The organism is Paenibacillus sp. J22P277 (assembly GCF_059383675.1).
The window spans coordinates 434,363-459,094 of sequence record NZ_JBXENS010000005.1; the positions used below are offsets into that span (position 1 = coordinate 434,363).

At 57.8% G+C, this 24,732-nt stretch carries 22 protein-coding genes; 13 read left to right on the plus strand and 9 right to left on the minus strand.

Annotated elements, in window-relative coordinates:
• Window positions 1-4 precede the first annotated feature (4 nt).
• Window positions 5-1,204, minus strand: coding sequence for a ZIP family metal transporter (locus AC50YL_RS19040; RefSeq protein ID WP_494833902.1), 1,200 nt, complete (start codon window positions 1,202-1,204; stop codon window positions 5-7).
• Window positions 1,205-1,224: 20 nt separating this feature from the next.
• Complete coding sequence (locus AC50YL_RS19045) at window positions 1,225-2,271, minus strand: multicopper oxidase domain-containing protein (RefSeq protein WP_494833904.1); 1,047 nt, start codon at window positions 2,269-2,271, stop codon at window positions 1,225-1,227.
• A 630-nt stretch (window positions 2,272-2,901) separates the two neighbouring features.
• Here AC50YL_RS19045 and AC50YL_RS19050 point away from each other — a divergent pair.
• On the plus strand, window positions 2,902-5,220 hold the full coding sequence (locus AC50YL_RS19050; protein WP_494833906.1) for an RCC1 domain-containing protein: 2,319 nt from the start codon (window positions 2,902-2,904) through the stop codon (window positions 5,218-5,220).
• Between the two features lie 50 nt (window positions 5,221-5,270).
• Here the strand turns inward: AC50YL_RS19050 and AC50YL_RS19055 are convergent, their stop codons facing one another.
• Window positions 5,271-5,447, minus strand: a complete 177-nt coding sequence (locus tag AC50YL_RS19055) for a hypothetical protein (RefSeq protein ID WP_494833908.1) — start codon at window positions 5,445-5,447, stop codon at window positions 5,271-5,273.
• 264 nt (window positions 5,448-5,711) lie between these two features.
• On the opposite strand from AC50YL_RS19055, the gene AC50YL_RS19060 reads away from it, so the two are divergent.
• From AC50YL_RS19060 to AC50YL_RS19080, 5 genes are all read left to right on the plus strand, one after another.
• A complete protein-coding gene (locus tag AC50YL_RS19060) occupies window positions 5,712-6,407 on the plus strand; it encodes a GT-D fold domain-containing glycosyltransferase (RefSeq protein WP_494833910.1) in 696 nt (231 codons plus the stop codon).
• Window positions 6,408-6,451: 44 nt separating this feature from the next.
• On the plus strand, window positions 6,452-6,754 hold the full coding sequence (locus tag AC50YL_RS19065) for an ArsR/SmtB family transcription factor (RefSeq protein ID WP_494834448.1): 303 nt from the start codon (window positions 6,452-6,454) through the stop codon (window positions 6,752-6,754).
• Window positions 6,755-7,045: 291 nt separating this feature from the next.
• Window positions 7,046-8,134, plus strand: a complete 1,089-nt coding sequence (locus tag AC50YL_RS19070; RefSeq protein ID WP_494833912.1) for an oxidoreductase — start codon at window positions 7,046-7,048, stop codon at window positions 8,132-8,134.
• A 306-nt stretch (window positions 8,135-8,440) separates the two neighbouring features.
• Entirely contained in the window at window positions 8,441-9,589 is a 1,149-nt protein-coding gene (locus tag AC50YL_RS19075; RefSeq protein ID WP_494833914.1) for an L-dopachrome tautomerase-related protein, read from the plus strand.
• Between the two features lie 245 nt (window positions 9,590-9,834).
• Window positions 9,835-11,259 (plus strand): hypothetical protein, encoded by a 1,425-nt coding sequence (locus tag AC50YL_RS19080; RefSeq protein ID WP_494833916.1) that lies wholly within the window; start codon window positions 9,835-9,837, stop codon window positions 11,257-11,259.
• Window positions 11,260-11,299: 40 nt separating this feature from the next.
• Here AC50YL_RS19080 and AC50YL_RS19085 read toward each other — a convergent pair whose 3' ends face one another.
• The gene (locus tag AC50YL_RS19085; protein ID WP_494833918.1) at window positions 11,300-11,653 is read right to left on the minus strand and encodes a winged helix-turn-helix transcriptional regulator; all 354 of its coding nucleotides are present in this window, start codon (window positions 11,651-11,653) and stop codon (window positions 11,300-11,302) included.
• Between the two features lie 168 nt (window positions 11,654-11,821).
• Between AC50YL_RS19085 and AC50YL_RS19090 the strand changes: the two genes are divergently transcribed.
• The 3 genes from AC50YL_RS19090 to AC50YL_RS19100 all read left to right on the plus strand — a co-directional run bounded on the left by AC50YL_RS19090 (window position 11,822) and on the right by AC50YL_RS19100 (window position 14,298).
• Window positions 11,822-12,730, plus strand: a complete 909-nt coding sequence (locus AC50YL_RS19090; protein WP_494833920.1) for an alpha/beta fold hydrolase — start codon at window positions 11,822-11,824, stop codon at window positions 12,728-12,730.
• Window positions 12,731-12,830: 100 nt separating this feature from the next.
• A complete protein-coding gene (locus AC50YL_RS19095; RefSeq protein WP_494833922.1) occupies window positions 12,831-13,214 on the plus strand; it encodes a VOC family protein in 384 nt (127 codons plus the stop codon).
• A gap of 94 nt (window positions 13,215-13,308) precedes the next feature.
• Window positions 13,309-14,298 carry an SDR family NAD(P)-dependent oxidoreductase gene (locus tag AC50YL_RS19100; protein ID WP_494833924.1) on the plus strand — a complete coding sequence of 330 codons (990 nt, stop codon included), beginning with the start codon at window positions 13,309-13,311 and terminating at the stop codon, window positions 14,296-14,298.
• A 114-nt stretch (window positions 14,299-14,412) separates the two neighbouring features.
• On the opposite strand, the gene AC50YL_RS19105 is transcribed toward AC50YL_RS19100, so the two are convergent.
• The 3 genes from AC50YL_RS19105 to AC50YL_RS19115 form a co-directional block, all read right to left on the minus strand.
• The gene (locus AC50YL_RS19105; protein ID WP_494833926.1) at window positions 14,413-15,489 is read right to left on the minus strand and encodes a glycosyltransferase family 4 protein; all 1,077 of its coding nucleotides are present in this window, start codon (window positions 15,487-15,489) and stop codon (window positions 14,413-14,415) included.
• Window positions 15,486-16,712, minus strand: a complete 1,227-nt coding sequence (locus AC50YL_RS19110; RefSeq protein ID WP_494833928.1) for a glycosyltransferase — start codon at window positions 16,710-16,712, stop codon at window positions 15,486-15,488. Before AC50YL_RS19110 ends, AC50YL_RS19105 begins: the two co-directional genes overlap by 4 nt.
• Before the next feature lie 142 nt (window positions 16,713-16,854).
• Window positions 16,855-17,235, minus strand: coding sequence for a hypothetical protein (locus AC50YL_RS19115; protein ID WP_494833929.1), 381 nt, complete (start codon window positions 17,233-17,235; stop codon window positions 16,855-16,857).
• A 170-nt stretch (window positions 17,236-17,405) separates the two neighbouring features.
• On the opposite strand from AC50YL_RS19115, the gene AC50YL_RS19120 reads away from it, so the two are divergent.
• Entirely contained in the window at window positions 17,406-18,653 is a 1,248-nt protein-coding gene (locus tag AC50YL_RS19120; RefSeq protein ID WP_494833930.1) for a sialidase family protein, read from the plus strand.
• 111 nt (window positions 18,654-18,764) lie between these two features.
• Here AC50YL_RS19120 and AC50YL_RS19125 read toward each other — a convergent pair whose 3' ends face one another.
• On the minus strand, window positions 18,765-19,139 hold the full coding sequence (locus AC50YL_RS19125; RefSeq protein ID WP_494833931.1) for a hypothetical protein: 375 nt from the start codon (window positions 19,137-19,139) through the stop codon (window positions 18,765-18,767).
• Between the two features lie 180 nt (window positions 19,140-19,319).
• On the opposite strand from AC50YL_RS19125, the gene AC50YL_RS19130 reads away from it, so the two are divergent.
• Window positions 19,320-19,751 (plus strand): hypothetical protein, encoded by a 432-nt coding sequence (locus AC50YL_RS19130; RefSeq protein WP_494833932.1) that lies wholly within the window; start codon window positions 19,320-19,322, stop codon window positions 19,749-19,751.
• A 94-nt stretch (window positions 19,752-19,845) separates the two neighbouring features.
• Here AC50YL_RS19130 and AC50YL_RS19135 read toward each other — a convergent pair whose 3' ends face one another.
• Entirely contained in the window at window positions 19,846-20,643 is a 798-nt protein-coding gene (locus AC50YL_RS19135; RefSeq protein WP_494833934.1) for a helix-turn-helix domain-containing protein, read from the minus strand.
• 137 nt (window positions 20,644-20,780) lie between these two features.
• Between AC50YL_RS19135 and AC50YL_RS19140 the strand changes: the two genes are divergently transcribed.
• Together AC50YL_RS19140 and AC50YL_RS19145 are read left to right on the plus strand one after the other, a co-directional pair.
• On the plus strand, window positions 20,781-23,030 hold the full coding sequence (locus AC50YL_RS19140; protein WP_494833936.1) for an FAD-dependent oxidoreductase: 2,250 nt from the start codon (window positions 20,781-20,783) through the stop codon (window positions 23,028-23,030).
• Window positions 23,031-23,173: 143 nt separating this feature from the next.
• The gene (locus tag AC50YL_RS19145; protein WP_494833937.1) at window positions 23,174-24,730 is read left to right on the plus strand and encodes a response regulator; all 1,557 of its coding nucleotides are present in this window, start codon (window positions 23,174-23,176) and stop codon (window positions 24,728-24,730) included.
• The last annotated feature ends 2 nt before the right edge of the window (window positions 24,731-24,732 follow it).

Sequence of the window (24,732 nt, forward strand, 5' to 3'; positions counted from 1 at the left end):
CTCGTTAGTTCACTAAGATCGCCGTCGCGTACATGATCGCCACGCCGAGCGTAAGACCCATAAAATTCGACCAGGAGACGGCGGGGGAGCCCGATTTGCCTGCTTCCCTCAGCATCATCTTGCTTATGACGTACACGACCTGCAGGATCGCGCCGGCGCCGATGCCGAAGAACAAAGCCGAAAGCGTCGGGTTAAACAGGAAGCCTCCCGTCCAAGTGCCCAGGATGGCGGGGCCGCCGGCAAGCACGGCCAAGGCGAGAAAGGTCTTCCAGCCGGGGCGGTCCTTCAGCATCGGAGCGGCGATGCCGACGCCTTCCGTGATATTGTGCAGGGTGAAGCCGATGATCAGGAAGGTGCCGAGCGCGGCATTGCCGGCCGCGAACGCGGCTCCGATCGCCAAGCCTTCTCCCAGGTTATGAAGACCGATCCCTCCCGCGATTTTGTAAGCCGCGGTCCTGCCCGATACCATGCCCTTCTTGTTGTTCGACTGATCCACGGCAAGCAGGAACAGGAAGCTCAGCAGCGCCGCGAGCCACACCAGACTCGTGCCCTGGAAGATCCCCGGAGACGCCGCCCCGAGCTCGAAGCCTTCCTGGAAGGTGTCGATCGCGAGGAAGAGCAGCAGCCCGACCGTCAGCGCCAGCACGGCTTGAATCCCACGATCGGAGAACCGCCGCATGAACGGAAACCACAGCAAACCCAGTCCGATCGGCACGACGCCGACATAGATGCCGATCAGCCCGTATTGCAGGAACCGGTTCGGGTCAAGCTCGGGCGTCATGACCGCGAGCGGGACTTCGCCCGTGAACAGCAACCCGTTGGTCGTGATCAGCGCGATGGTATAGGGATCCGCTTCCACCCAGCCGTAAGGAATCCGGATCTCGGTCTCGCCGAACCTGCCGACGGTCGGGCCCGGATGGAAATCGGCGTTCCAAAACGCATCGTTCACCACCACCTGCGCGATCGTCACGGCTTCCGGCCCCGTGTTCAGCACCTTCAACGTAAATCCTTCTTCGGTCAAGATAATGCGCTGAATGTCCAGCGCTTCGATCGGCGCCACGGCTTTATCCTTGATGCCGGTGCCCAGGTTCGAGAGAAGAGCGATGATGCCGACGAGCAGAACGAAGGGGACGATGCCCCATAACCAGACGACGGTCTTTGATTTCTTCGGCTTTGCTTGCACGGGTTCGACTTCCGCGTTCACTGTTGCCTCGCCTCCATTCCTTAAACTTTCGCCTCGAAGAATCCCATCCATCCCAGCTCGGCGAACTCGCTTTGGTGCGCGTGGAACATGTATTTGCCCGGCTCCGGGAAGACGATCTCGAGAATGCCGCGCTGTCCCTGGCACTGCATGATCGTATCCGTGATGACGGGCCGCGCGTCCGGGTCCGCGCCGACTTCGTAATACTTGAAAATATTGGCGTGCAGATGGAAGGAATTGATAAGATCGAACTCCGTCAGATTGCTTAAGTAAACCCGGACCAGCTCCCCGACTTTAACCGCGATGGGATGCGCTTGAAAGGCGAACGCGTAGCCGTTCACCGTATAGACCTCGTTCGCGCCGTCCAAGTCCAGGTCGTAGCCGTTCATCACCATGTTCAACTCCCTGGCCGGCTTCCGGGGCGTCTTCGGGTCGATGATCAGATTGCCGTAAAGCCCTTTGTGGATATGCTTCGCGAGCGGAGGGATGTGACAGTGGTATACGTGCATGCCGGCCGGCTTGGCTTCGAACTCGTAGATGAATTCCGTGCCGGATTGGACGGGCTCCAGACCGTCCATCTTCGGGGAATGGATGCCGTGGAAATGAATGGAGTGCGGATGCGTCGAACCGTTCCAGAACTTGACCCGGACGATATCGCCTTCCGTGCACCGGATCGTCGGACCGGGGATGATGCCGTTGTAAGCCCAGCCCGGGAATTTGATGCCCTTGGCGATCTCGACTTCGGTATCCATCGCGACAAGCTGATAGTCCCGCACCGTTTTTCCGTCCGCCCGCGTACTCGTCTTGCCGTAATCGAATGCCGTGAGCGCCTTGATCGCTTGCTTCAATCCGTCCGTCAGCTCGGTCCCCGGATCGTATCCGTGCGCCATCCGTTCATGTTCTTTCCCCTGTTTGCCCGAATGCGCAGCATGATCCTGCGCGGCGCTGGCGAACTTCGAAAACAACGATGCGGGGTTAAGCATGGAACTGCCGATAACGCCAAGGGCGCTGGCAGCCCCCCATTTCAAAACTTGCCGTCTGGAAACCGGACGCTTTGGATCGAACGCCATTAGTAGCACACCGCCTTCTTGTATGAGGGAAATTTAGTTGACCAAGCGCAACATTATTGACAAAAAAAAGCATGTTTGTACACGGGACAAAATGTTGCGTTCGAGCAAAACTTTTTTCAAGTTAACTATATGCTACCGACCCTTCGTTGTAAACCTAATTTTTCAATTTTCGTTTCGCGGAACCTCTAGTACCCGCAGGTCAAGCGTAATTAAATTATGGAATTTTATGGAATAACCAAACGAATGGAAAACGTTACTGCCCGCATTTGGCGAAAAGGATCTTGCCGGATCAACAAGCTTGCGCCTCCATAGGAGTCGACTCACCGATGAGAATGCGAATTAACCGCGTAATGAGTACGTTATAGGTAGACTTAGGAGTTATAGATTGGAAAAGTATGTATATGGTAAAATTTAGCTGTTTCTTCTACTTTAAGTGCGATTCATGGCGTTCTTGTCGCGCGAGAGGGCAGGGGACGTGCACGGAAAGGAGGATGATCGCGGCCGCAGGCCTTTCCCGAAGCGGATGATATGGAGCATTAAGTTCTGTAAAGATGGAAGCCGTAAGCCCGCATGCCGGAATCATGATCTCTTCACAGGGTGACGGTTAACGTTATAAGGAGGGAACAAGGGATGAAATTACGCATTGGAATGCTAACGGGCATCTTGTGTTTTCTAATCGCTTTCATCGTCGTATCGACGACGGCGTACGCCGCGGAGAGCGGGCCCGCTACAGGGGAGCAGGGGGAGAACGGCAGCCGGCAGGGCGCCGATAATCCGGCAAATCAAACGGCTTCGGCCGTCGATGAGGCTGTCGAACTGACCGGAGGGTGCATGCATAGTTTGGCGCTCAAGGGCGACGGGACCGTCTGGGCGTGGGGAGACAATTATTGGGGCGAGCTCGGCGACGGAACGACGACAAGCCATGCCGCTCCCGTTCCGGTCAAGAGCCTGAAAGGGGTCGACGGCATCGCAGCCCGTAACTGCAACAGCTTGGCGTTGTTACGCGACGGGACCGTCTGGACATGGGGAATCGTCCCGCCATTCGCAAGCGACGCGGAATCTGCTTCCGGCCCGACGCCCTACCCGATTACCGGCAGATTCGGCAATGCTTTCGACTCGGTCGAGGCCGTCTCCGCAGGGGCAAGGCATTATTTGGCGGTTAAGGGCGACGGCACCGTCTGGGCGTGGGGCGGGAATAATTCCGGGCAGCTGGGCGACGGAAGCAGCCGGGACCAATACTACTACAAGTATAATCCGGAGCAAGTGCAAATGCTCGATTCGACAGCCGCCGTCGCTGCCGGCGGAAATCACAGCTTGGCGCTGAAGCGCGACGGCACCGTCTGGGCGTGGGGGAATAATTACGAAGGCCAACTTGGCGACGGAACGACTTCGAAGCGCTTGACGCCCGTTCAAGTGCAGGGTCTCGAATCGGTGACCGCCATAGCAGCCGGCAATGACCATAACTTGGCTCTGAAGAGCGACGGGACCGTCTGGGCATGGGGAAGCAATGACGATGGTCAACTCGGCGACGGCACGACGACCGCGTGCGCCGTTCCCGTTCGGCTGAGCGGTCTGGAGAACGTGGTCGGCGTCGCTGCGGGCAACGGTCATAGCTTGGCGGTCACGAGCGACGGTACGGTCTGGGCGTGGGGCAATAACAGCCAGGGACAGCTCGGCGACGGGAGTACGTCGGATCGCCTCGCTCCCGTTCAAGTACAAGGACTCGGCGCGGTAACTCGCGTATCTGCCGGCGACTACCATAGCTTGGCCGTCACTAGCGACGGAGCCGCTTGGGGATGGGGGAGTAACGGAGGCGGACAACTCGGCGACGGGAGCATGACCGACCGGCTTGCTCCCGTACGGGTGCAAGGCCTTGACGGCCGTGCTCCCGAAACGCTCCTCGAGCGATTCAAAGGAACGATTCTCGACTTCGACGCGAGCCGCGTTTTGTGGAAGCAGCTGGAGGATTATCGGGACCCGATCACGAATTTGCCCAAACAACGCCATGTGCTCTGGCTGTACGGCCGTGCGGATCACAGCCAAACAAAAGTCGCCGAGTTCAACGGCATCTACCAGCTGCTAAGAGCCGAGTTGTCCGCCGAAGGCACGGTATATACCGCCGTAAGCAAGACGTATTATTGGCAGGACGGAGCCGTTCGGAACAGCTGGAACGGACAGCAGCTCTACGAGGCCAACGGAAATTTCGCGTTATTGAACGACAGCGTCGTGGATTTGACCACGGGCGAGTCGCGTTCGCTGCCGAATGCGCATTTTAACGAAGACTCGGTTCGCCGCTACGATCTGAGTGCGGACGGTACGGTCGTGTACACCTCCCGCTATCATCCGTCGAACCTGTACAAGTCGCTTCCCGGAAGGGCGGTGGAGACATATGAGCCGTCAGCGCCCGACTATACGTCCTTCGGGGCGTTGACGGACGGCACGAACGTTCTCTACGCCGCGCTCGTGCAGAAGGACGGGACGGCCCCCGAATGGTCGCTGCGCTTGCGCGGCGCCGACGACCGGCTGAGCGAGATTGCGAGAAACCCGTACGGTCCGTCCGATTATGCGGCTGATCCGAGAGCTTCGTACCGAATCAACAACGGATGGATCGCCTATAAGAAGTACGACGAGGAAACGAAGCGTTGGAGCGTGTACGTCCGTTCGCCGGAAGGCGCGGTCAAACAAGCTTATACGGCTCCGCAAGGGTCGTCGTGGAAAGACGTGCCTCTCTCCCTCAAGGACTTGGCGCCGGACGGCACGGCGGTCTACGCGTATAGCGGCACGACTTATCTGTATTCCGCCCGGGAAGGCCAAGTCTTGTATTCGTTCAGCGATCCGGGAGAGCCGGCGTACCGGGAGCATGTCGTGAACGGTCCGGGAGGCGCGGTATTCCGGTTGTTGGCGTGGTACCGGCTCGACGGGGGATTGCTGTACGGCGTTCGAATTTGAAGCAAGCAAAAAAACGTCCATGCTAGGACGTTTTTTTGCTTTGCGGGTCATTATCGCGCAATGACGGCAACGATTTTGCGAATCGGCACGAATATTCGAGTCCCCAGCAATGTTCGAAGAACGACGATTCTGCCGGTCACTCTGACGATCCGGCCTCCGAGCTCTTCCGAGGAAGACGTTTTAAGCACGACGAGCTTACCGCGCAAACGGTTCAGTAACGCAGTCATCCTGCTATCCCCTTTCTATCAGGTCTATCATTATTACTATGCGGCGGCAACGAGATGGTTTGGGCTTGTATGCCTTCGCGAAAGGAAGTTGCCGAGCAGCCTAATATCCGGTGTCGTCCACGGCTTGCTTCGAGGGGAGAAGCGGACGAAGAAAAGCGATATTTCCCGCGCATAGACCATGACCCATCCGGATTGGCGTTCGCCTACGTATACTGGGATTGACCGGCCATCGAGGCCCCAACGTGCCGAAAAGAGGGTATTCAAGTGACGAAAAAATTAACGACCAAGCAGGTTTTCCGCCGCATCAAGCGTGCCATGAAGCGCAAGCGGCCGCTGTCGCTGGTCAGAGTCGGAGACGGCGAAAATATCGTATTGGCGCAAAAATCCGTTTGGCCTCTCTGCACCGTCATGCGCCAAGCGTGGGCTAAAGACGCCAAAAGAGGCAAGAAGGGGATCCCATTCCCGAATACGAAGTTCCGCAACCAGGTGGCACGTTCCATCCGCCGGGCGACCATCGTCGGGATTCTGCCGCTGAACGACCGAATGATCAATGCGCCCGCGTATTTGAAAAGAGGCCTGACCAATCTCGTCTTCCCTTATTTCCGCCTGCGGCCGAAGCTGACCTGCCATGCCTGCATCAACCGGATCGCGGTGCGGAAGGCAGTCTTCAAGAAGACGTTGAAAGGAAAGCGGATCCTCGTCATCAACCGCAAGCCGTCGGCGATCAAGAAGCAGCTGGAACGCAAGCCATATCGGCTGCGGGTAACCGCGACCATCAAATTCTCGCATTACAAGCAGATCAAGCGGACCGTAAGGCGGGCCAAGAAGCTGCGGAAACGATTCGACGTCGCGCTGATCTCCTGCGGCGTGAACGCGGTCATCCTGGCGCCGAAAATCGCCGCGGCAACCGGCAGGGTAGCCATCGATTTCGGCAAAGCCCCCATGAAGATGAAGAAGTAGGTTGACATATCGAGAAACGTCGATATAATGTCGATATGAGACCAATCAATCCCATTGAAGTATTCAAGGCGTTGTCCAACGAAGCCCGTCTTCAAATCTTGGCGTGGTTGAAGGATCCCCAGGCGCATTTCGTACCCCAGGAAGGGGCTGATCTGTCCGAAGTCGGGGTATGCGTCACCCAGATTACCGCCAAATTGAACATGACCCAATCGACGGCATCGCAGTATTTGTCCGTCCTGCAGCGAGCAGGTCTCGTACATGCGACCCGATTGGGAAAATGGACCTTCTACAGACGGGACGAAGAGGCGATCAAACAAGTCGCAGCCTATCTTCAGCTCGAGCTCTAAGTCGTAAAGACTGGATTCAATCCGTTTGAATTCAGTTTTTATATCATTTCACGCATCGACAATTCGGGATTTGTATTTGAATCCTTTTTATTTTGAATTATTATATCGACATATCTCGAATTGTAATATTAAAGGTGGTGGTTGATTCACGAATAAACGATAAAGCAGGCCGCGAGCATTAGAGAGGGGAAGAGGCGGTTTTTTTTTAAGCTAAGTAGAATGATTGTTCTAGAATTTTTCGATCGACTATCATTGGTTTCCATTTTCATTCAACCCTAAGGAGATGTTCAAATGTCCGCGAATAAACAAGTGTTAACGCCATATGTACTGAACCAGTTACCCGTCAAAAATCGTCTGGTGCTGTCCCCGATGACGCGCAAATCGGCCGAGCGAGACGGAAGAGCGACCGAGCGAATGGCGCGCTATTATTCAAGCTTCGCGGAAGGCTGCTACGGGCTGCTCATTACCGAAGGCGTGTATACGGACGAAGCTTATAGTCAAGGCTATTCGAATCAGCCCGGTTTGGTTACCGACTCGCATGTGGAAGCATGGAAATCGGTTACGGCTGCCGTTCATGCGAAAGGCGGCAAAATCGTGGCTCAGTTAATGCATGCTGGCGCCCTTTCGCAAGGGAACGATTATTCGGAGGAGACGGCAGCTCCTTCCGCCGTGAAGCCCGTAGGCGAGAAGCTGGCGCTGTTCGGCAGCACCGGGGAATTCAAGATGCCGCTCGCCTTAACGACGGCAGAAATCCGGCTGATCGTCGAAGGCTTCGCCAATGCCGCTTCGAACGCCAAGCGGGCAGGATTCGACGGCGTTGAATTGCATGCGGCGAACGGGTACCTCTTGGATCAATTTTTGACCGGGCACACGAACCTTCGCGAGGATGAGTACGGAGGAACGATCGAGAACCGCATCCGCATCATCGCGGAGACGATCCGCGCCGCCCGCGAGCAGGTTGGTCCGGATTTCGTGCTCGGCATCCGGATATCGCTCTCTAAGATCAATGATTTCACGCATAAATGGCCCAACGGGGAAGAAGACGCCAAAGTCGTCTTCGGGCAACTCGGGGCGGAGCAGCTCGACTATATCCATACGACGGACTATCGGGCGCTTCAACCGGCCTTCGGCGACGGCGGCTTGTCGCTGGCCCAGCTTGCGGGCAAATACGGGCAGACGACCGTCATCGCCAATGGCGGACTTGATCAGCCCGAGGATGCCGAACAAGCGCTATCCGCGGGCGCAGATTTAATCTCGCTCGGCAAAGCCGCGCTGGCGAACCATGATTGGATCGCGAAAGCCGAATCCGGAGCGCCGATCGACAGCTTCACGGGCGACATTTTCGCGCCCGACGTCACCATCAAAGAGCAGGAACTCTAAGCCCGCAAAACGCGATCCCGGGAGCTGCCGACGAGCGGATGCTCGGAATCGAACCCGATAACGCGCATATGAAAAGCATAACCAAGGCTGCCGCGCGTCATGTTGTGGCAGCCTTTTGCATGCGGAGCAATCGGCTTACCCGTCCTCTAGCGCTGACTGAACGAGGGCGGCGAACCGCCAATCGCCCGGATGCAGCCGTCAGGATCGGCTTCGGCCAGTCCGGCAATATCGCCCGGAACCCGGCATATAGCTAGAGGATAGGGCCGATTCGGACGCGAATTAGCAAGGACTGGGGGAGGGTTCAGGATGCGTTATCAACTGATCTTTCATTGGAGCCGGCTGGAATGGTTATTTCCCGATCCGCGTAGCAAGGAAAAGTTCGAAGCGCTCGGGTATTGGCGAAGGGCCGTCCCCGCCGGCGTCAAGGTCGACCTGCAGGGACGGTATTACGTCTCGGTGCCGAGACTTGCCCCCGGCATCCCGGCAACGATGAACCGCTTGGCTATGCATGAAGGCCGACCGGTGCTCGAGGCGTTTCCCGGCTGGGGCTGGAACGAGGCCGGGAATGTCAACGCGCTGCAATCGGTGCTCGGATTCGAGATCGACGAGTTGGACCGGCTGTGGCTGCTCGACCAGGGGAAGATCAATTACGAGCCGCAGCCCGAAGGGGCGCAAAAGCTGATCGTATGGGATCTGAAGACGAACCGGATGATCGATGCGATCCCGATTCCCGAGGAGGTCGCGCCGTCAAGGACGTCCTTCCTGGATGACCTGGCGATCGACAACCGCAGCGGGTTCGTCTATATCAGCGATGCCGGCAGCGGCTGGCCCGACCATCCGGTCAAGGCCGGCATCATCGTCTACGATATGAGGCGGCGCACGTTCAGGCGCGTGCTGGATTGCCATTACAGCACGCAGGATCTGCCCGGCTTCCGATTCGAGATCGATACCAAGCCGGTGCTGAAGAACGCTCCATTGCGGATCGGGGTCGACGGCATTACGTTGTCCGCGGACCGCGCGACGCTGTATTATTGCCCGCTCACGGGGCGTAATTTGTATGCCGTCGAGACGGCGCTGCTCCGGGATTTTCAGGCGCCGGACGAACGGCTCGCCCGAGCCGTGCGGACGATCGGCAGCAAACGCACGACGTCGGGCGGCATCCATGCCGACAACATGGGGAACGTCGTGTATTCGATGTTGGAAGGCAAGGGGGTGGGCCTCTATTCTCCGTACGGCGATTCGTTCCGCGAGCTCTTATCGGACGACCGGATGCTGTGGGTGGACGGGGTCGCTTTCGATCAGCGAGGCTCCATTCTATTCAACAGTAACCGTCTCCACGACATCCTGAGCGGGGAGGACATCGACTGGACGTATCCCTTTAATTTCGTGATCTGGAAGGCGTACGCGGGGCGGGACGTGAAGTCGTATCTATACGCGAATCCACCGAAAGGCTGAAGGAAGCAGCTGAACGGACCGATTCGAAAGGGCAATGCCGGCACCTGACGGAGCCGGTTTTTTGCCGTGCGCAATGCCGTGGCGAGAACGGAAGATACGGGCGGACCGAGCGCCCCGAACCCGGTTTGGATACGATCAGAATTGATCCTATCGCACAAAACGTATCCGATGACACAAAATAGTGCGTACTGTTCAGATTCATCGGGACGCGCTACGCTAGAGACCGGAAAGCGAGGTGCAAAACAATGTCGGAATATAAGTTGACGCTGGACGATCACCGGATCTTATGGGGAGATTATCTCGATATTGAACCTTTCTTGTGCAAGAGATCCGCGGTCGATACCGTAAGGCGGCTTGAAAGCGGAAGGTTTGACTGGAATCTCCCAAGCGGCGTTTATCGGGCTAAACATATCGTGGCGGAATTGGACAAGCTGCTGGAAGCGATCCTCGTTCAACTCGGCGAAGCGGCGGATCCGGCCATATTGCTGGACAATCTGCAAGCCAATTTGGCGATCTCCGGAAGAGAGTCCGTATTGCCGCTGGGCCCGTTGGACTTCGAGGATAAGGCCGGCGCCGAGCTTACGCGGCAGGCCGAGCGCATAGGCGAACAATTAACGCGCTGGGCCAGAGAGATCAATGCGCAGAAGCGGTCGTACGGCCAATACGGGGCATCGATCTTAAGCGAATTGAAATTCAGAAGCTATTGCGAACACCATCTGGTGACGCCGCAGACGGTGGGCATGCTCTTCGGACCTGCGGGCAATCCGGAGGTGATGCTGCTGTTCAACGAATATTTGCATCAGTTCGTGCTGTTGAGAGACGCTCTTCTTCCGTTTCTTAATTGGGAGGAAGTCCCGTTCGAGATCGAGGAAATCCGGAACGCCAAGGGGCTGCGATTCCTGGAGAGGGCCCGCACGGAGTTCCTTACGGAGCTGTTCGCAAGAAGAATGTCGCATAAGGCGATCGTCAAGTACGCGCAAAGCGCGTTAAGTCCCGGGTTGACCGCAACGGGTTACGGGTTCCAATACCGCTTCGGCACGATACTGCCGGCAAGCTTGGCGCATGACATCGCGAAGGCGCCGAGATATCTGCTGCAGTGGTATCCGGTACGGACAGCGGGATCGGAGGCATCCGGCGAATGCATGCCGGTCGTATTCGATTATCAATATCACGATTATTACGCCGCGCCCCGTACGCAAATCGGCTCGCCGCTTACGGAATCTCGGCTTGAAGATTCCGGCAAGATGCAAGCGGACGTTCGCGAAGCGAGGATCGGCGTCGCGCGGAGCGATTCGGACCGGGTTCTGCTGCAATTTGCCGTGCATATGGACGATACCGAGCTTGTCGTCGATCTTGGTCAGGTCTTTAGAGGCCACAGATATATGTATCGCCCCGAGGAAAACGCCGCGGTCGATGCCGAGCCGGCGCGGGCGAACCCGTCCGGCGCTCGATTGCATGACGCCCGGCAAATCTTGCGACTGTCGGGACTCGTTATCGCGGATTCGGGCATGCAATTCATCGACACCGATGGCCATTCCTTGGTTATGCGGGCGCTCTTGGGCAAACTGTATCCTGAAAACGTCGTCGTTCTCGATCGTGCCGAACGGAAGAACTTGGACATCGCCGCCAACTCGGGCGTGGGATTCGGCGCGAAATTCGTCATCGGTTGAATACGGCTCATGCCATACCGGAACGATGCAGGACGTTAGCTTAGGTCGGCGGATCTTGTTCCGCGGGCTTGAAGTTCTTCATATAAACCTCTCCGAAATCGTAGAGCATTTGCAACACGGGAATCGATTCCTTTCCCAGCTCGGACAGGAAGTATTCGACCTTCGGCGGCGCGACCGGGTACACTTTGCGAATGATCAGCCCGTCGCGCTCGAGATCCCTTAATTGCATCGTGAGCATCCGTTGGGTGGCTTCGGGCAGCTGCCGCTGGAGTTCGTTGAATCGTAAAGTGCCGTGGGACAATAGATTCAGGATCGGCACCTTCCATTTGCCGCTGATCAAATGCAGGAATATTTCGGAGGTGCAGCGGTAATTCGTATTGTTGAAATGGATCATGTCCATGCCTCGCTTTTCTTTTAAAGCCTTATATAAGAATTGCCTGCTCTAATGAAGTATAGCAATTGACGGGAAGCAACTCAATTCGGCTTGCTGGCGTCGTTCGCGGACTGACGCGTTAACGTGTGCATCGCCAAACGATTATAGACATGGAAAGAAGGGCCAACATTGAGCGAACGATCATCCAAGAATACAAGCTCTTCCGATATGGACGCGCTCGCAATCGGCGCGCACGAACTGACGATTGAAGGCATTCGACAGACGTATCACGTTGCCGGCAGCGGACCGGTGTGCATCGTCCATCCCGGAGGTCCCGGTTTTCACTGGGAATATCTGCGCATGCCGCTCGTGGAAACGTTCATGACCGTTGTCTATCTCGAGCCCGTGGGCACGGGCCGTTCGGGGCTTTTGCCGGACGGAGATTACAGCGCATCGCGCTACGCGCGCTTTGCCAGGGAAGTGATCCGGCATATCGGGGCCAAGCGTCCATACTTCATGGGACATTCCCACGGCGCCTTCGTCGGCTTGCAGTTTGCCTTGGATTATCCCGATGAACTCGGAGGGCTGATCGTCTACGACGGCGCGCCGGTCACGGGACCCGAGCACGGCATGGAGGCTGCCCGCGGCATGGAGCAATTCGCTTGGCGCTGGCCGGATCGGCCGGAAGCCCAGGAAGCCAGGCAGGCTTGGCTGGACGTGGCGACGGGAGCCGCTTCGCTCGGGGACAAAGCTTCGTTCCTGGACGTCATGCGGCGGCTAATGCCTGCGTACTTCGGCGATTACCGGAATCTTCCCGAGGGATTCGCGGAGTGGCAAGCCGGCTTGGACGCGACCATCGATCCGAACCGGCGACCGGAGGCGTGGGATATTCGGCCCGTCATGCACGGGATCCGCGTACGGACGCTCATTCTCGTCGGCGAGTACGATTTCATCTGCGGTCCGAGATGGGCGGAGGCCATGCGGGCGGGGATTCCGGGGTCATGGCTCGTAACGTTCGAGAAGAGCGGACATATGTCGCATATCGAGAAACCGCGCGAATTTGCCGGATCGATCAGGGACTATATCGCCAGACGGTAATCATGCAAAGCTGCAAGACGAGGCTTTTAAAACTGCTCATGAAGCCGAAGGCACGTGCATGGATGCTTCATAGGGCAACGAAAGGGAGGTTCAGGCGGCCATGAAAAAAATGATCGACCACGTAGGCGTCATGGTAAACGACATGGAAAGGTCCGTCCGGTTCTATACGGAGGTTGCCGGACTCGTAGTGAAGGCGCGCACCAAGCACGACAACGGACTCGAAGTGGCTTTTCTGGGCTACGGAATCGAAGGCGAGACGGAGATCGAATTGATCCAAGGGTTTAAGGATCGCTTGCCGTCCGAAGGAAAAGTACATCATATCGCGCTGGCGGTGACCGATATTCAAGCGGAATGGGACCGGCTGGAACGGCTCGGAGACGTCGCGTTCATCGACAAGGAGATCGCGAGCATGCCGAACGGGGTACGTTACTTCTTTTTCTACGGACCGGAGAACGAATGGGTCGAATTCTTCCAGCGCGCATGATGCGGCTGGTCGACTACAAGCAAGTTGAAGAAGGCGAAGCGGATCATTCCGCCGATCGCGTAAAAAATACGGAAATCATCGGAGGAACGTTATTATGTCATCAACTCAGAATCAACCCACGCCGCAAATTCCGCTCGCAACCGGCTTCGGACCTCGGACGACCGCGCAGGAAGCGCTGGGGAACCAGGATTTGACCGGGAAAACCGCCCTCGTGACGGGCGGTTACTCCGGACTTGGCCTCGAAACGGTCAAAGTCCTCGCCGCAGCCGGCGCGACGGTTATCGTCATCGGCCGGTCGCCGGAGAAAGCGCAGGCCGCATTGAGCGCGATTCCCGGCGTGGAATTTCAGCGCGTGGATCTCATGGAACCGGAATCGATCGACGCCTTTGCCGCATGGTTCCTTGCAACGGACCGACCGCTTCACATCCTGATCAATGCTGCCGCCATCATGGCGAACCCGCTCGAGCGCGATGCCCGAGGCTACGAATCCCAGCTGTCCACGAACCACTTGGGACATTTTCAATTGACCGCGCGATTGTGGCCGGCGCTCAAGAAGGCGCGCGGGGCACGGGTTGTTGCCATCTCTTCTCGCGCGCATCAGATGAGCGACATGGAGTTCGAGGATCTTCATTATGATACTCGCCCGTATGACCGGTTTACCGCCTATGGCCAATCGAAGACGGCGAACGCCTTGTTCGCCGCCGAACTGGACAAGCGCGGACAGGCGTATGGCGTTCGGGCGTATTCCCTTCATCCGGGGACGAGCATAACCGGATTGAACCGGTATTTGTCGGATGAGGAGATGCGCTCCGTAGGCGCGCTCAACGAGAAGGGCGAGCGCGTGCTCGCCGAATACAACGACGAGAACAAGACGGTCCCGGAAGCGGCGGCCACGATCGTGTGGTGCGCGACCAGCCCGCTGTTGAACCAATTGGGCGGCGTCTATTGCGAGCGGATGGATATCGCGCCTTTGACGGATATCCGCTTTGCGCCGGGCGTGTTTGCTTTCGCAATCGACCCCGGGACAGCCGATCGCCTATGGCGGGTCAGCGAACAATTAACGAAGGTGGCGTTCGAGATCTAAACGCGCGCCGACCGAGCATGAAGCAACGCATCTCGCCAAGCAAAAAAACGCAAGAAAAGCATCAGCCGCCTGGATCGGTTTACCGATCCAGGCGGCTGATCGTTTTCTTGCGATTTATCCGTTCGCAATCTTCAAGCTCTTCAGCATCCCGATGAAATTCGCCGCGTATTTCTCGCAGGAGAAATGCGTCTTGATATGCTTCTCCGCATGCGCGATGATGCCATTGCGCAGCGGCAGGTTGGAGACGAGCGAGTGCGCTTCGGTGACCGCTTTGCCGATATCGGTACGAGGGTATAGCTTCCCGGTATGGTCATGCACGAGAAATCTTCGAATCCCGTCCGAGTCCGTCGTCAGCACGGGGCAGCGGCAGAGCATCGCTTCCGCGACCGCGTAACCGAAGCCTTCCAAAATCGAGGTCGACAAGAGAAGGCCCCCCGAATCCCCGATGATCGATAAATAATCCGCCATCTGCTCGTGCGGAATGTTCGCATGCATGACAAGCTTAGGACGAATCCGCAGCGCGTCCACCAATTGGTTGAACCGCTCGTTCTCCTTCGGTTCGCTCAAGCTCGGATCTCCGAATATCCACAGGTAACCGGCCGGATGCAGGCTGAGCAGGTTGGCGCCGATCAGCAGGTAATCGCGCCAATTTTTATTTTCCTCGATTCGCCCGATCCAACCGAAGATGGGATACGGTTTGGGCGGATAATAGGCGTAACCGAAATCCTTCGTATCGAGCGGGTCGTCGAAGCTGTAGTGGGGGATACCCGGCAGGTGCTCGACCATCAACCGCTCGAGATGACTCGTCAGCGGATACAACACGGCATCGGCCGCCTCCAGCACCCGGGCGGATATGTCCTTCAGGACGGCGCTCGCCGTACTCATCGTGCCAAGACCCTGTATTTCGAATATGAGCTGGCCCTTGTAGCCCAGTTTGCGCATCAGCATCAGCAGCTTCACGTCGGTGCACACGACGATCGCATCGTACCGTTCGCGATCGAGCAGACGCTTGATCGCCGCCTCGTCGCTCGTGACGACGGTGGGAATGTCTTTGATATTACGGCGTCCCTCGCCATCGACCGTATAGAGCAGGTGGCATTCGACCTTCGTCTGATTCAGTGCTTTGCAGCGAATCCGGTTCAGGGTTTCCATGCCGCCGCTTGGATTGAAAAACGTGAAGAGTACTTTCATCCCGGATCACTCATCGACATGAAGTTCGCTTTCATGTAGTCGGCGAGCGATTGCCTGCGGAATAGCTCGTCTTGGATGCTCGGCTTATGGCTTGGCTCGCTGGAATATCTGTAGTTGATCTGCTTATGGTCGTCCGTATAATAGTCCGACAGCACGCTGGCCGGCGCCTTTTCCATTTGATTGAACATGACGGTCAAGTCCATCGTGTCCTTGAAGGATTGCTGCCCGAGAATGTAGCTGTACGGCGATTGGACCATTTGAGCCGCATGCAGCAGAGCGGTCGTTCCGCCCGTATTCGGAAACCATTTGAAATCCGTCACCGGATGGGAGATGCGCGATAAATCCGCCGTAACCCGCATATCCGCCGAAAGATCCAGGACGTAGCATAAGTAATTGCTGAACGTTTGCTCGTATAAATTTTCGATTCGCCGTACGGCTTCTTCGCCCGACTCCTTGAGCGGGAACAGAATCGTGATCAGCGGCGCCATTCCTCTGCGCATTCTGGCATTGTGTCTGGCCAAATGGTAGGCGTACCGCCACTCCCGATGCTTCTCGTTCGAACGCAGCGTCGCCGATACGCTGAAGGCGGAGTCAACGCGGTAATCCATCAGCTCCACGGGGAGGTATTTGATCTCGCAATGCTCCGTGAGACGAAGCCAATAATCGTAATCTTCCACCGGCGCAAGACCGTACCCGTCGATCAAGCAGGCATACTTGGCTTTATACATGAACGAGACGCCGATGATGGAGGAATCCAGCAAGAGTTCTTTGGACTGCGATTGATATTGTCTCTGCGCGGCCAGCTTTTGCTCGGAGTTGATCGGGTGCCCGTCGTCGTCGATGCATTGGAACGAGCTGTACACGAGGCCAAGCTCCTGCGGTCCCTTGCTGAGCTTGCTGCGCAGCGTCTCGAGATAACTCGGATAGTAGATATTATCGCTGGACACCCAAGTCCAATATTTAATGTCGGAGAAGCGCTGCAAATGCTTGAATCCCGTATTCAACGCTCCGGCGACGCCTTGATTGAAAGCAAGGGAGACCACTTCCGCCCGGCAGTCGCCGCCAAGGAATTGTCGGACGAGCGGCTCCATCTCGGGGGCGCCGTCAATGACGATCACCAGTTTAAAGTTCCGGTATGATTGCCTCCGCACAGAATTCAGCGCTGCCTCGAGGAAGGCCGGCTTTTGCTTATAAACAGGCATGACTACCCCTACGTCGATCATTACTCTCGCTCCTTCCGCTGCAACCATCTCGTACTAGTTTATTACTGCCGATTCGGATTGCTTGTGCGGGTAACCATGGAGAAGCAGACGAAAGGAAGGGAGCCTGCGATGAAGCTCCCCGCATGTCCGTGCGCGCTGTTCCCTACGGCTCGGGCGAAGTGGACAGCGTCGAAATGACGGTCATTTCCTCTTGAAGCACGCGTTGTCCATGGACAAGGTTGCCGAACTCGTCCAATCCGAACGTGGACAGGACGACTTCCGTCAGCGGGCCGATGACGCTGAGCTGCACCTCGTACGCGATATCGCCGCCAACGAAAAACGTGCGCGTATCGCTGGATTGGCCCGGCAGAAAGTAACCGGTCAAATAGGCAAGCTGCAGCGCCTGCGTCGTTGCCGGCACGACATAAACCTCCACGAGCACCAGCGCTTGCACGTTGGTAATATTGCGGGCGTTCACGACCACGTTCGATGCGGCGTTGCCGAATGCCCGCGTATTCGTAATTAAACTCGTCGTATAAGGCATGTCCTCACTCCTTTTCTATCAGGGATAGATCATACTATTCTCGGCCGCCTGAAAGTTTCGAGACGATTCTCCTTTCACAACGCCCCTTTTTCTTTGCACTTGTCAAAAATATAGACCGTTCGGAGGCGAGTTTCATAGACTGATAGGAAGAAAAAGACTGGAGGGACATCATGACCAATTTCAACTTCCAAGTCACGCCGAGCGGCAATCCGAAGTTTGAACCGAGCGTCGCGGTCAATCTGCTCATACCGGGCATCATGGTCGCCGTAGCGGTCGATAACACGACCGGTGCGCCGCTGATCGGTCTGTACCGTTCGCTGGACGGCGGCTTCAGCTGGGCGAACAGCCTGCTGCCGCTGCCCGCGGGCTTTACGGGCGCGGAGGCGCCCGTCGTCTCTTACGGATTTCCCACTATCTTCGTCGTGACCGCGCACGTGTTCCCGGGAGCGGATTCCGGCACGACCGTCGCTTACACGTCGACGGACAACGGGGCGACGTTCGCCGCGCCCGTCATCGTCGCGCCGGGCTTCGGCTTGTATATCAACAATGACGAGACGAATGTATACGTCGACACCTCGCAATCGAGTCCCTACCTCGGCAATACGTACGCCAGCTACAACCATCAGTTCAATGTTGCCAATGGAGGGAACTCTACGGCCTTCTTCCAGCGCTTGCGAAACGGTTCCACGACTTGGGATCAGCCGATTCTGCTGTCGAGCGAGTCCGATCAGGTCGAGCGACCGGACGTCACGGTGAATTTGGTCGGCACGATCTTCGCCGCCTGGGTCACCGTCAATCCGAATTTCCGGTTCGTCGTACGGACATCGCTCGACGGCGGCACGACGTTCGAGCAGGCGACCGTCGTCTCGAACGTCGTGCCCGTGCCTTCGCCGCTGCCCGTAGTCGGTTATAACTTCCGCGTGCTCACGTTCGCCGCGATCTCGGTGGACCGGTCCGTCGGTCCCTTTACCGATACGGTATACGCGATCTGGCAGGACAATCGGCAGGGCTATGCCGATATTTTCATGTCGAAACGTTCGCCGAGCACGAACATCTGGTCGAGTCCGGTCAGCATTACGGGCGCGCCGGCGGGCACGCAGAACTTCTTCCCGGATGTCGACGTCGATCCGCTCACGGGCGTCGTGAACGTCATCTATTACAGCAACCAGATCAACGGCTTCGATCTGGACGTGTATGTCGCCCGGTCCATCAACGGCGGGGCGACCTTTACGAATACGCGAATTACGAACCAATCGTTCAACCCGAACGGCAATTCCCCGGTTCCCGTTTCGTTGATCGGCGATTATATCTCGATCGCGAGCGTGCCGCCAGGCGGGTATATCGGCGTTTGGATGTCTACGCAGCCGGTCGGTACGCAGAATATCTTCGCGGGCTATTCGGACATCGTCATTCCGTGATGCCAGGTGTCCCGGCAAGTGATCGTCTGCCGTCGGCAGCCTATCGCGCGGACACGCGAAAACGGCTCATTCGCTTTGGAATGAGCCGTTTTTCTCATGCGGTTCGAGGGGTTACTTAACCGGACTGAACGCGACGATAAAATTCAATTCTTCTTGCGCATACCGCTGACCGGCTACGAGATTTCCGAATTCGTCGATTCCGGCGATCGACATCAACGTGCTCGGCGGATCGGAGGACAAGTTGAGCTGAACTTCGTAAGCGACGTTGCCCGCAATGAAAAATTCCCTGACGTCGTAGGAATCCGCAGGCACAACGTAGGAAGTCAGGTAGGCCGTGTAAAACGTGCTGGAATCCACCGAAGCAAAGAGGTGGATCGTGATCGTCACTGAATTGGCAAGGTCTAGATTTCTCGTGCTCACGACGATATTGGAAGCTGCCGTGCCGATAGCCCGCGTATTGGTAACGGTCCCCGTTGAGAATGGCATGTCGTAACACCTCCTTCGTGCAAGACATGCTCCATTCTATGAAAGAAAAAGCGAAATGATAGAATTTCCTTGAAAATGTGCGCGCTGCGGCGCCAAAGCCGCATTCGGCAGGATAGCGGTCCAAGCTCTTTTCTATGAATCCACATATCATGGGTATTAGAAAGGAGTGTGATGATCAATATGACAACGTTTTTGGATTACAAAACAACGCAAAACGCCAGCTATGCCAACTCGATCGCGATACCGATTACGGTCATTAATACGCCGCAATTGGTCGCGCAGCAAACCTTGAATTTAACCGCGGGGGCACCCGGTTTAACCCGCGTAGGCTTCTCGGGCGTAATCGCCATCCAGTTGCCGCTGCTGCCGATTGCGACGAATGTCCTGGTCACCGTCGTGAGAGGAGCGACTCCAGCGGGCGTAATCGTTTTTTCCGCCTCGGAAAATCTTAACTTGGCCCTGCTTGGCGCGCAGCTGATCGCATTCACCGGTTCTGATTTCAACGCGCCGAATATCACCCAAACGTACTCCGTATTCGTTCAAACCTCGGCGCTCGGCACGGTCCGGGTAGGTCCGGAAAGCTACAACTTTATCGGCACGTCGGATTCCTAGCGTTAACTGCCGTACTTTCATAAACGAGCGAAACATAAAGCTGCCGGGAATCATGCCGGCGGCTTTTTCGCGCGTCCGATCGCAAACGGCCAATCTACACCCGGTGCGTTTTTCGATAGAAGGAAGGAGTCATGCCGCGCTTATGCCGAAATACGCGGCTTAAGTAAAAGCCGTTCTCGTAGCCGCAGCGGGAAGCGATCTTGTCGATGCTGAGGGTCGTCTCCTCGAGCAGCCGGCATGCCCGGGTGAGCCGCAGATCCGTCACGAATTCGGACGGCGTCACGCCGTACGCCGCGCGGAAACGCCGGGTCAGCTGAACCGGCGACAGCGCCAGCGAGTCCGCCAGATTTCGCATGCTCAGCGGAGCGTAGGCATGGGCCGTCATGAACTGATGCGCCTGCTGCAGCTCCGGCGGGATGCCGGCCGGCATAGGATCCCTGAGATAGGCTTGCTCCAGGCTCGCCAGCCGCAGCAGGTCGTTCAGCAAATGCTGCTTATGCGCCTGCGCGGCCCGGTCCCGTTCGGACGCCAGCAGCTTTAGATAGCGAAGATCGGAGGACAAGCGTTCCGTATCCGCAAGGCTGATTTTCCCCGTTAACCGCAGCTCCTCGCCGGGCCGGGGCGCTGCAGGGGATTCCGCGTCCAGACCGAAATGCAGGAAGTGGAAGCTGAGCGGACTGACCGTTCTTCGATGGAACGCGGTATGCGGCGGGCAGATCACCAAGTCGCCGAAGCCTGCTTCGCCTTCGTCGTCCGCGATGGCATAGGCGAACCTGCCGTCTTGAACGGCGAACATCGTCCAATGCGGATACAGGTCGCGTTCGAGCGAGAATTGTTCTTTGCGGTCCCAGTAGATATGCGATACGAACCTGGCGTAATCTTCGGCATTCATCCGTCTGTCCACCTTTGCAGCGATTATGAAATAAAGTATATCCGATATCGTAATTCAATGCATGTTAATCGAAAAGGGGATCTTATACTATGAAACCATAGATATTCATTCATGATCTTCGAAGGAGTGCATGGCATATGAAGCAAGAGATCGTGACCTCGGATATTACGGTCGTGGGCGGCGGACTGGCGGGGGTATGCGCGTCGATCGCCGCGGCTCGGCTGGGCAGGACGGTATCGCTCGTTCAGAACCGGCCCGTGCTCGGCGGAAACTCCAGCAGCGAGGTCAGAGTGTGGGTGTGCGGCGCGACGGCGCACGGAACGCACCGTTACGCAAGGGAAACCGGCATCATGGGCGAGCTGTTCGTCGAGAACCAATTCCGCAATCCGGACGGCAACCCTTATTTCTGGGATTTGGTCGTGATGGAGGCGGTGCGGGCGGAACCGAATATCCGCTTGTTCCTCAATACGGACGTGCATGAAGTCGACGCCGACGGCGGAGAGAACGACCGGACGATCCGTTCCGTGACCGGCTGGATGATGGGCTCCGAGCGCAAGATCAGATTTGAAAGCGCCGTCTTTCTCGACTGCTCGGGCGACGGGCTGGTCGGGTTTCTCGCCGGCGCCAAGCACCGGGTCGGCCGCGAGTCGAAGGACGAATACAACGAAGAGTGGGCGCCGGTCGTGGCCGACGATATCACGCTCGGCAGCACGCTGCTGTTCTATACGAAGGATGCGGGCCACCCGGTGCAGTTCATCCCGCCTTCCTTCGCCAAAGACATCGCGCAGACGACGATTCCGTTGAAGCGGGTCATCCGCAGCGGCGATAACGGCTGTTCCTATTGGTGGATCGAATGGGGCGGCGAGCTGGATACCGTTCACGACAACGAGCGAATTCGCGACGAGCTGTGGGCCGCCATCTACGGCATCTGGGACTACATCAAGAATTCGGGCAAATTCGATGCCGACCATATGACGCTGGAATGGGTCGGCTCGATACCCGGAAAGCGGGAGTACCGTCGGTTCGTCGGCGATTACGTGCTCAACCAGAACGACATCGTGGCGCAGCGCGAATTCGAAGACCGCGTCGCGTTCGGAGGCTGGTCCATCGACCTGCACCCGCCGCAAGGCATGTATTCTACGGAGAGCGGATCCAAGCACATGCATATGGACGGCATCTACCATATCCCTTTCCGATCGCTGTATTCCGTGAACGTCCATAATTTATTGATGGCCGGCCGCGATATCAGCGCCTCGCATGTCGCGTTCGGCACGACGCGGGTCATGGCGACCTGCGCGGTCATCGGGGAGGCTGCCGGCACCGGCGCCGCGTTAAGCGTGGAGAAAGGCATTACGCCGCGCGAGCTGCATCGCGGCCATCTGCGCGAGCTGCAGCAAACGATGCTGAAGCAGGACGCTTCGATCATCGGCCTGCGCAACGAGGATGCGGCCGACCTGGCGCTGCAGGCGACCGTCAAGGCATCCAGCGCGCTCGCGCGGCTCGCGGCGGAGACGCCGGCGGAAGTCTGGCCGCTCAAGTCCGATATGGGCCTGCTGCTGCCGGCGGACCCGGACATCGACGGCATCGAGCTGCTGCTGGACTCCGAAGACGCCGCGACGCTGACGGTCGAGCTGTGGAATACGGGACGCGGCGAGAATTACGTGCCGCATACGCTGCAGGCGACCGCGTCGGCGCAGGTCGGCAAAGGGATCAAGCAATGGGTGAAGCTGGACCTGAATTGGAAACCGGATGCGCCGCAGAACGCCTTTCTCGTGATCAAAGCCGACGCGCGGCTGTCGCTGCATCTGTCCGACCGGCCGCAAACGGGCGTCCTCGCATTCGTCAAGGGACCGGCGCCGTCCGTATCCGCGGACCTCGAAGACCATCAGCCGTCGCAGCCCGTCATGCAATGGAGCATGCGGCCGCTCGTGCGCAAGCCGTTCTGCTTCCGACTGCTCTCGCCGACGCGCGCGTTCTCTCCGGAGAAAGCCGTCGACGGCTACCAACGTCCGTTCGCGGGACCGCGCATGTGGTCATCCGCCGCGCTGCGGGAAGACGAGCCGGAGTGGCTGGAGCTGAGCTGGGCGAAGCAGGTGAAGGTCCGGTCGATTCACGTCACGTTCAATGACGACGTAAACGAGGACCTGATCAACCTTCATCACCACCGCACGCCGTTCGCCATCCTGCCGGAACTGGTTCGCAATTATGCCGTCGAGGTATACGCGAACGGAGAATGGACCGCCGTGGCGGAGGGACAAAACAATCACAAGCGCAAACTTGTCCATACGCTGGGCACGGCGGTGTCCGCCGACAAGCTCCGAATCGCGGCCTACTCGACCAACGGCAGCCCGTGCGCGGAGATCGTCGAGGTCCGGGTGTACGAATAGTCTACGAGCGCGAACAATAAGATGGTCTTGCAGCAGATCTGCAGGCCATCTTTCTTGTTGTTTTCATTTAAAAGATTGCTATAAAGTATAGTTGCTTCTACATATATTCGTTTTAAGTAGATTGCTTTCGGGAGGGGTGCCGCATGAACGACGATCGTCCGACCGTATTGGTAGTCGATGACGAACTGCCGATCCGTCAAGAGCTTCGGCTGTTTGCCTGGGAGCAGCATGGGACCGAATGGATCGGAGAGGCGGAGAACGGCGAGGAGGCGCTGCGGTTATGCCGCTGCCTGGCGCCGGATATCGTGATCACGGACATCACGATGCCGGTTATGAACGGGCTCGAACTATTCCGAAGCCTGAAGGCGGAGCTTCCGCATGTGCAGGTGATCCTGCTCACCTGCCATTCGGACTTCGCCTACGCGAAAGAAGCGGTCAAGCTCGGCGCGGTGGAGTACCTCGTGAAGGTCGCGATGGACGACCGCGATCTCGAGGCGGCGCTGCGCCTGGCGAAAGCGGCCGTGCACCGCGAGAAATCGTTGCAGCTCGGCGCGGCGGAGCGCGGGCGGCGGCTCGCTTCCGAGCGGCTGCTGGCCTTGTCCCGGCAGCCGCATGACGACGGCGAGCTGACCGCTTGGCTGCAAGCCGCCTTCCGGACCTCGCTTCCGCTGCGGCTTGCCGCGCTGCATGCGGAGACGAGAAAGGAAGGACGGCTGATCGTTCATCATGCGCTCGAAGACGAGCTGAGCTCGCTGGAGCGCATGAAGCCGTTCTCCTGGGTGCCGGCGGATAACGGGGTCTATGTGCTGGCATTCCGCGCCGAGATCGGCGATCCGCCGGCATTGCGTCGCGAGCTGGAAACGTTGATCGAAGCGTTGTACCGATCGCTCGACCGCAAGCTCTCCTTTCTCAGCGGCGCCACCAGGTTGTACGGCGTCATCGGCGAGCCGATCGGGCGATGCGAGGAGTTTGCCGATCGATACCGCGGGGCTTGCGAGAAACCGGATGCGGCGTTTTATGAAAGCGCTTGCCGATTGTTCGAGGCGCCTTTGGCCGGATCGGCACCGCTTGACGAGCCGGACGCGCATGAAATGTCGGTCAAGCTGCATAAAGCGAAGTGGAACCGGGATCAACTGGCGGAGGCGATCCGCGGAGAATTCGTCCCATGGGCGGCAGGCAGGCGCTGCGCGCCGGAAGAGCTGCGGCTGTTCGTCGCCGATTGGCTGCGGGACTGGCGCCGGGAACAAGCGGTCCAAGGCATGAAGGGGCGCAAAGCGTCGAGCAGGGTCGCGGAAGCCCTGACGCTCGATGAATTGGCGGAAGCGTTCGCGCATGCCATCGAATCGCCGGATCGGGTCCGGAAGTGCCGCAGGGAAATTACCGACGCGAAGGCGTATATCGAAGCGAACCTGGAGAAGCCGATCACGCTGAACGCCGTGTCCCGGGAGGTGGGACTGAGCCCGCATTATTTGAGCCGGCTGTTCCGGGAAGAGACGGGCGTGCCATTTAACGATTTCGTGACCGGGAAACGAATCGAGAAGGCGACCGCGCTGCTGCTGCAGACGTCGCTCAAGGTCTACGAGGTCGCGCAGCAGGTCGGCATTCCGAGCTATCGCTATTTCGCCGCCATCTTCCGCGAATGGACGGGCGCCGCGCCGACCGAGCTGAGGATGGCGGATCAACACGGCAAAGGGGGATGACC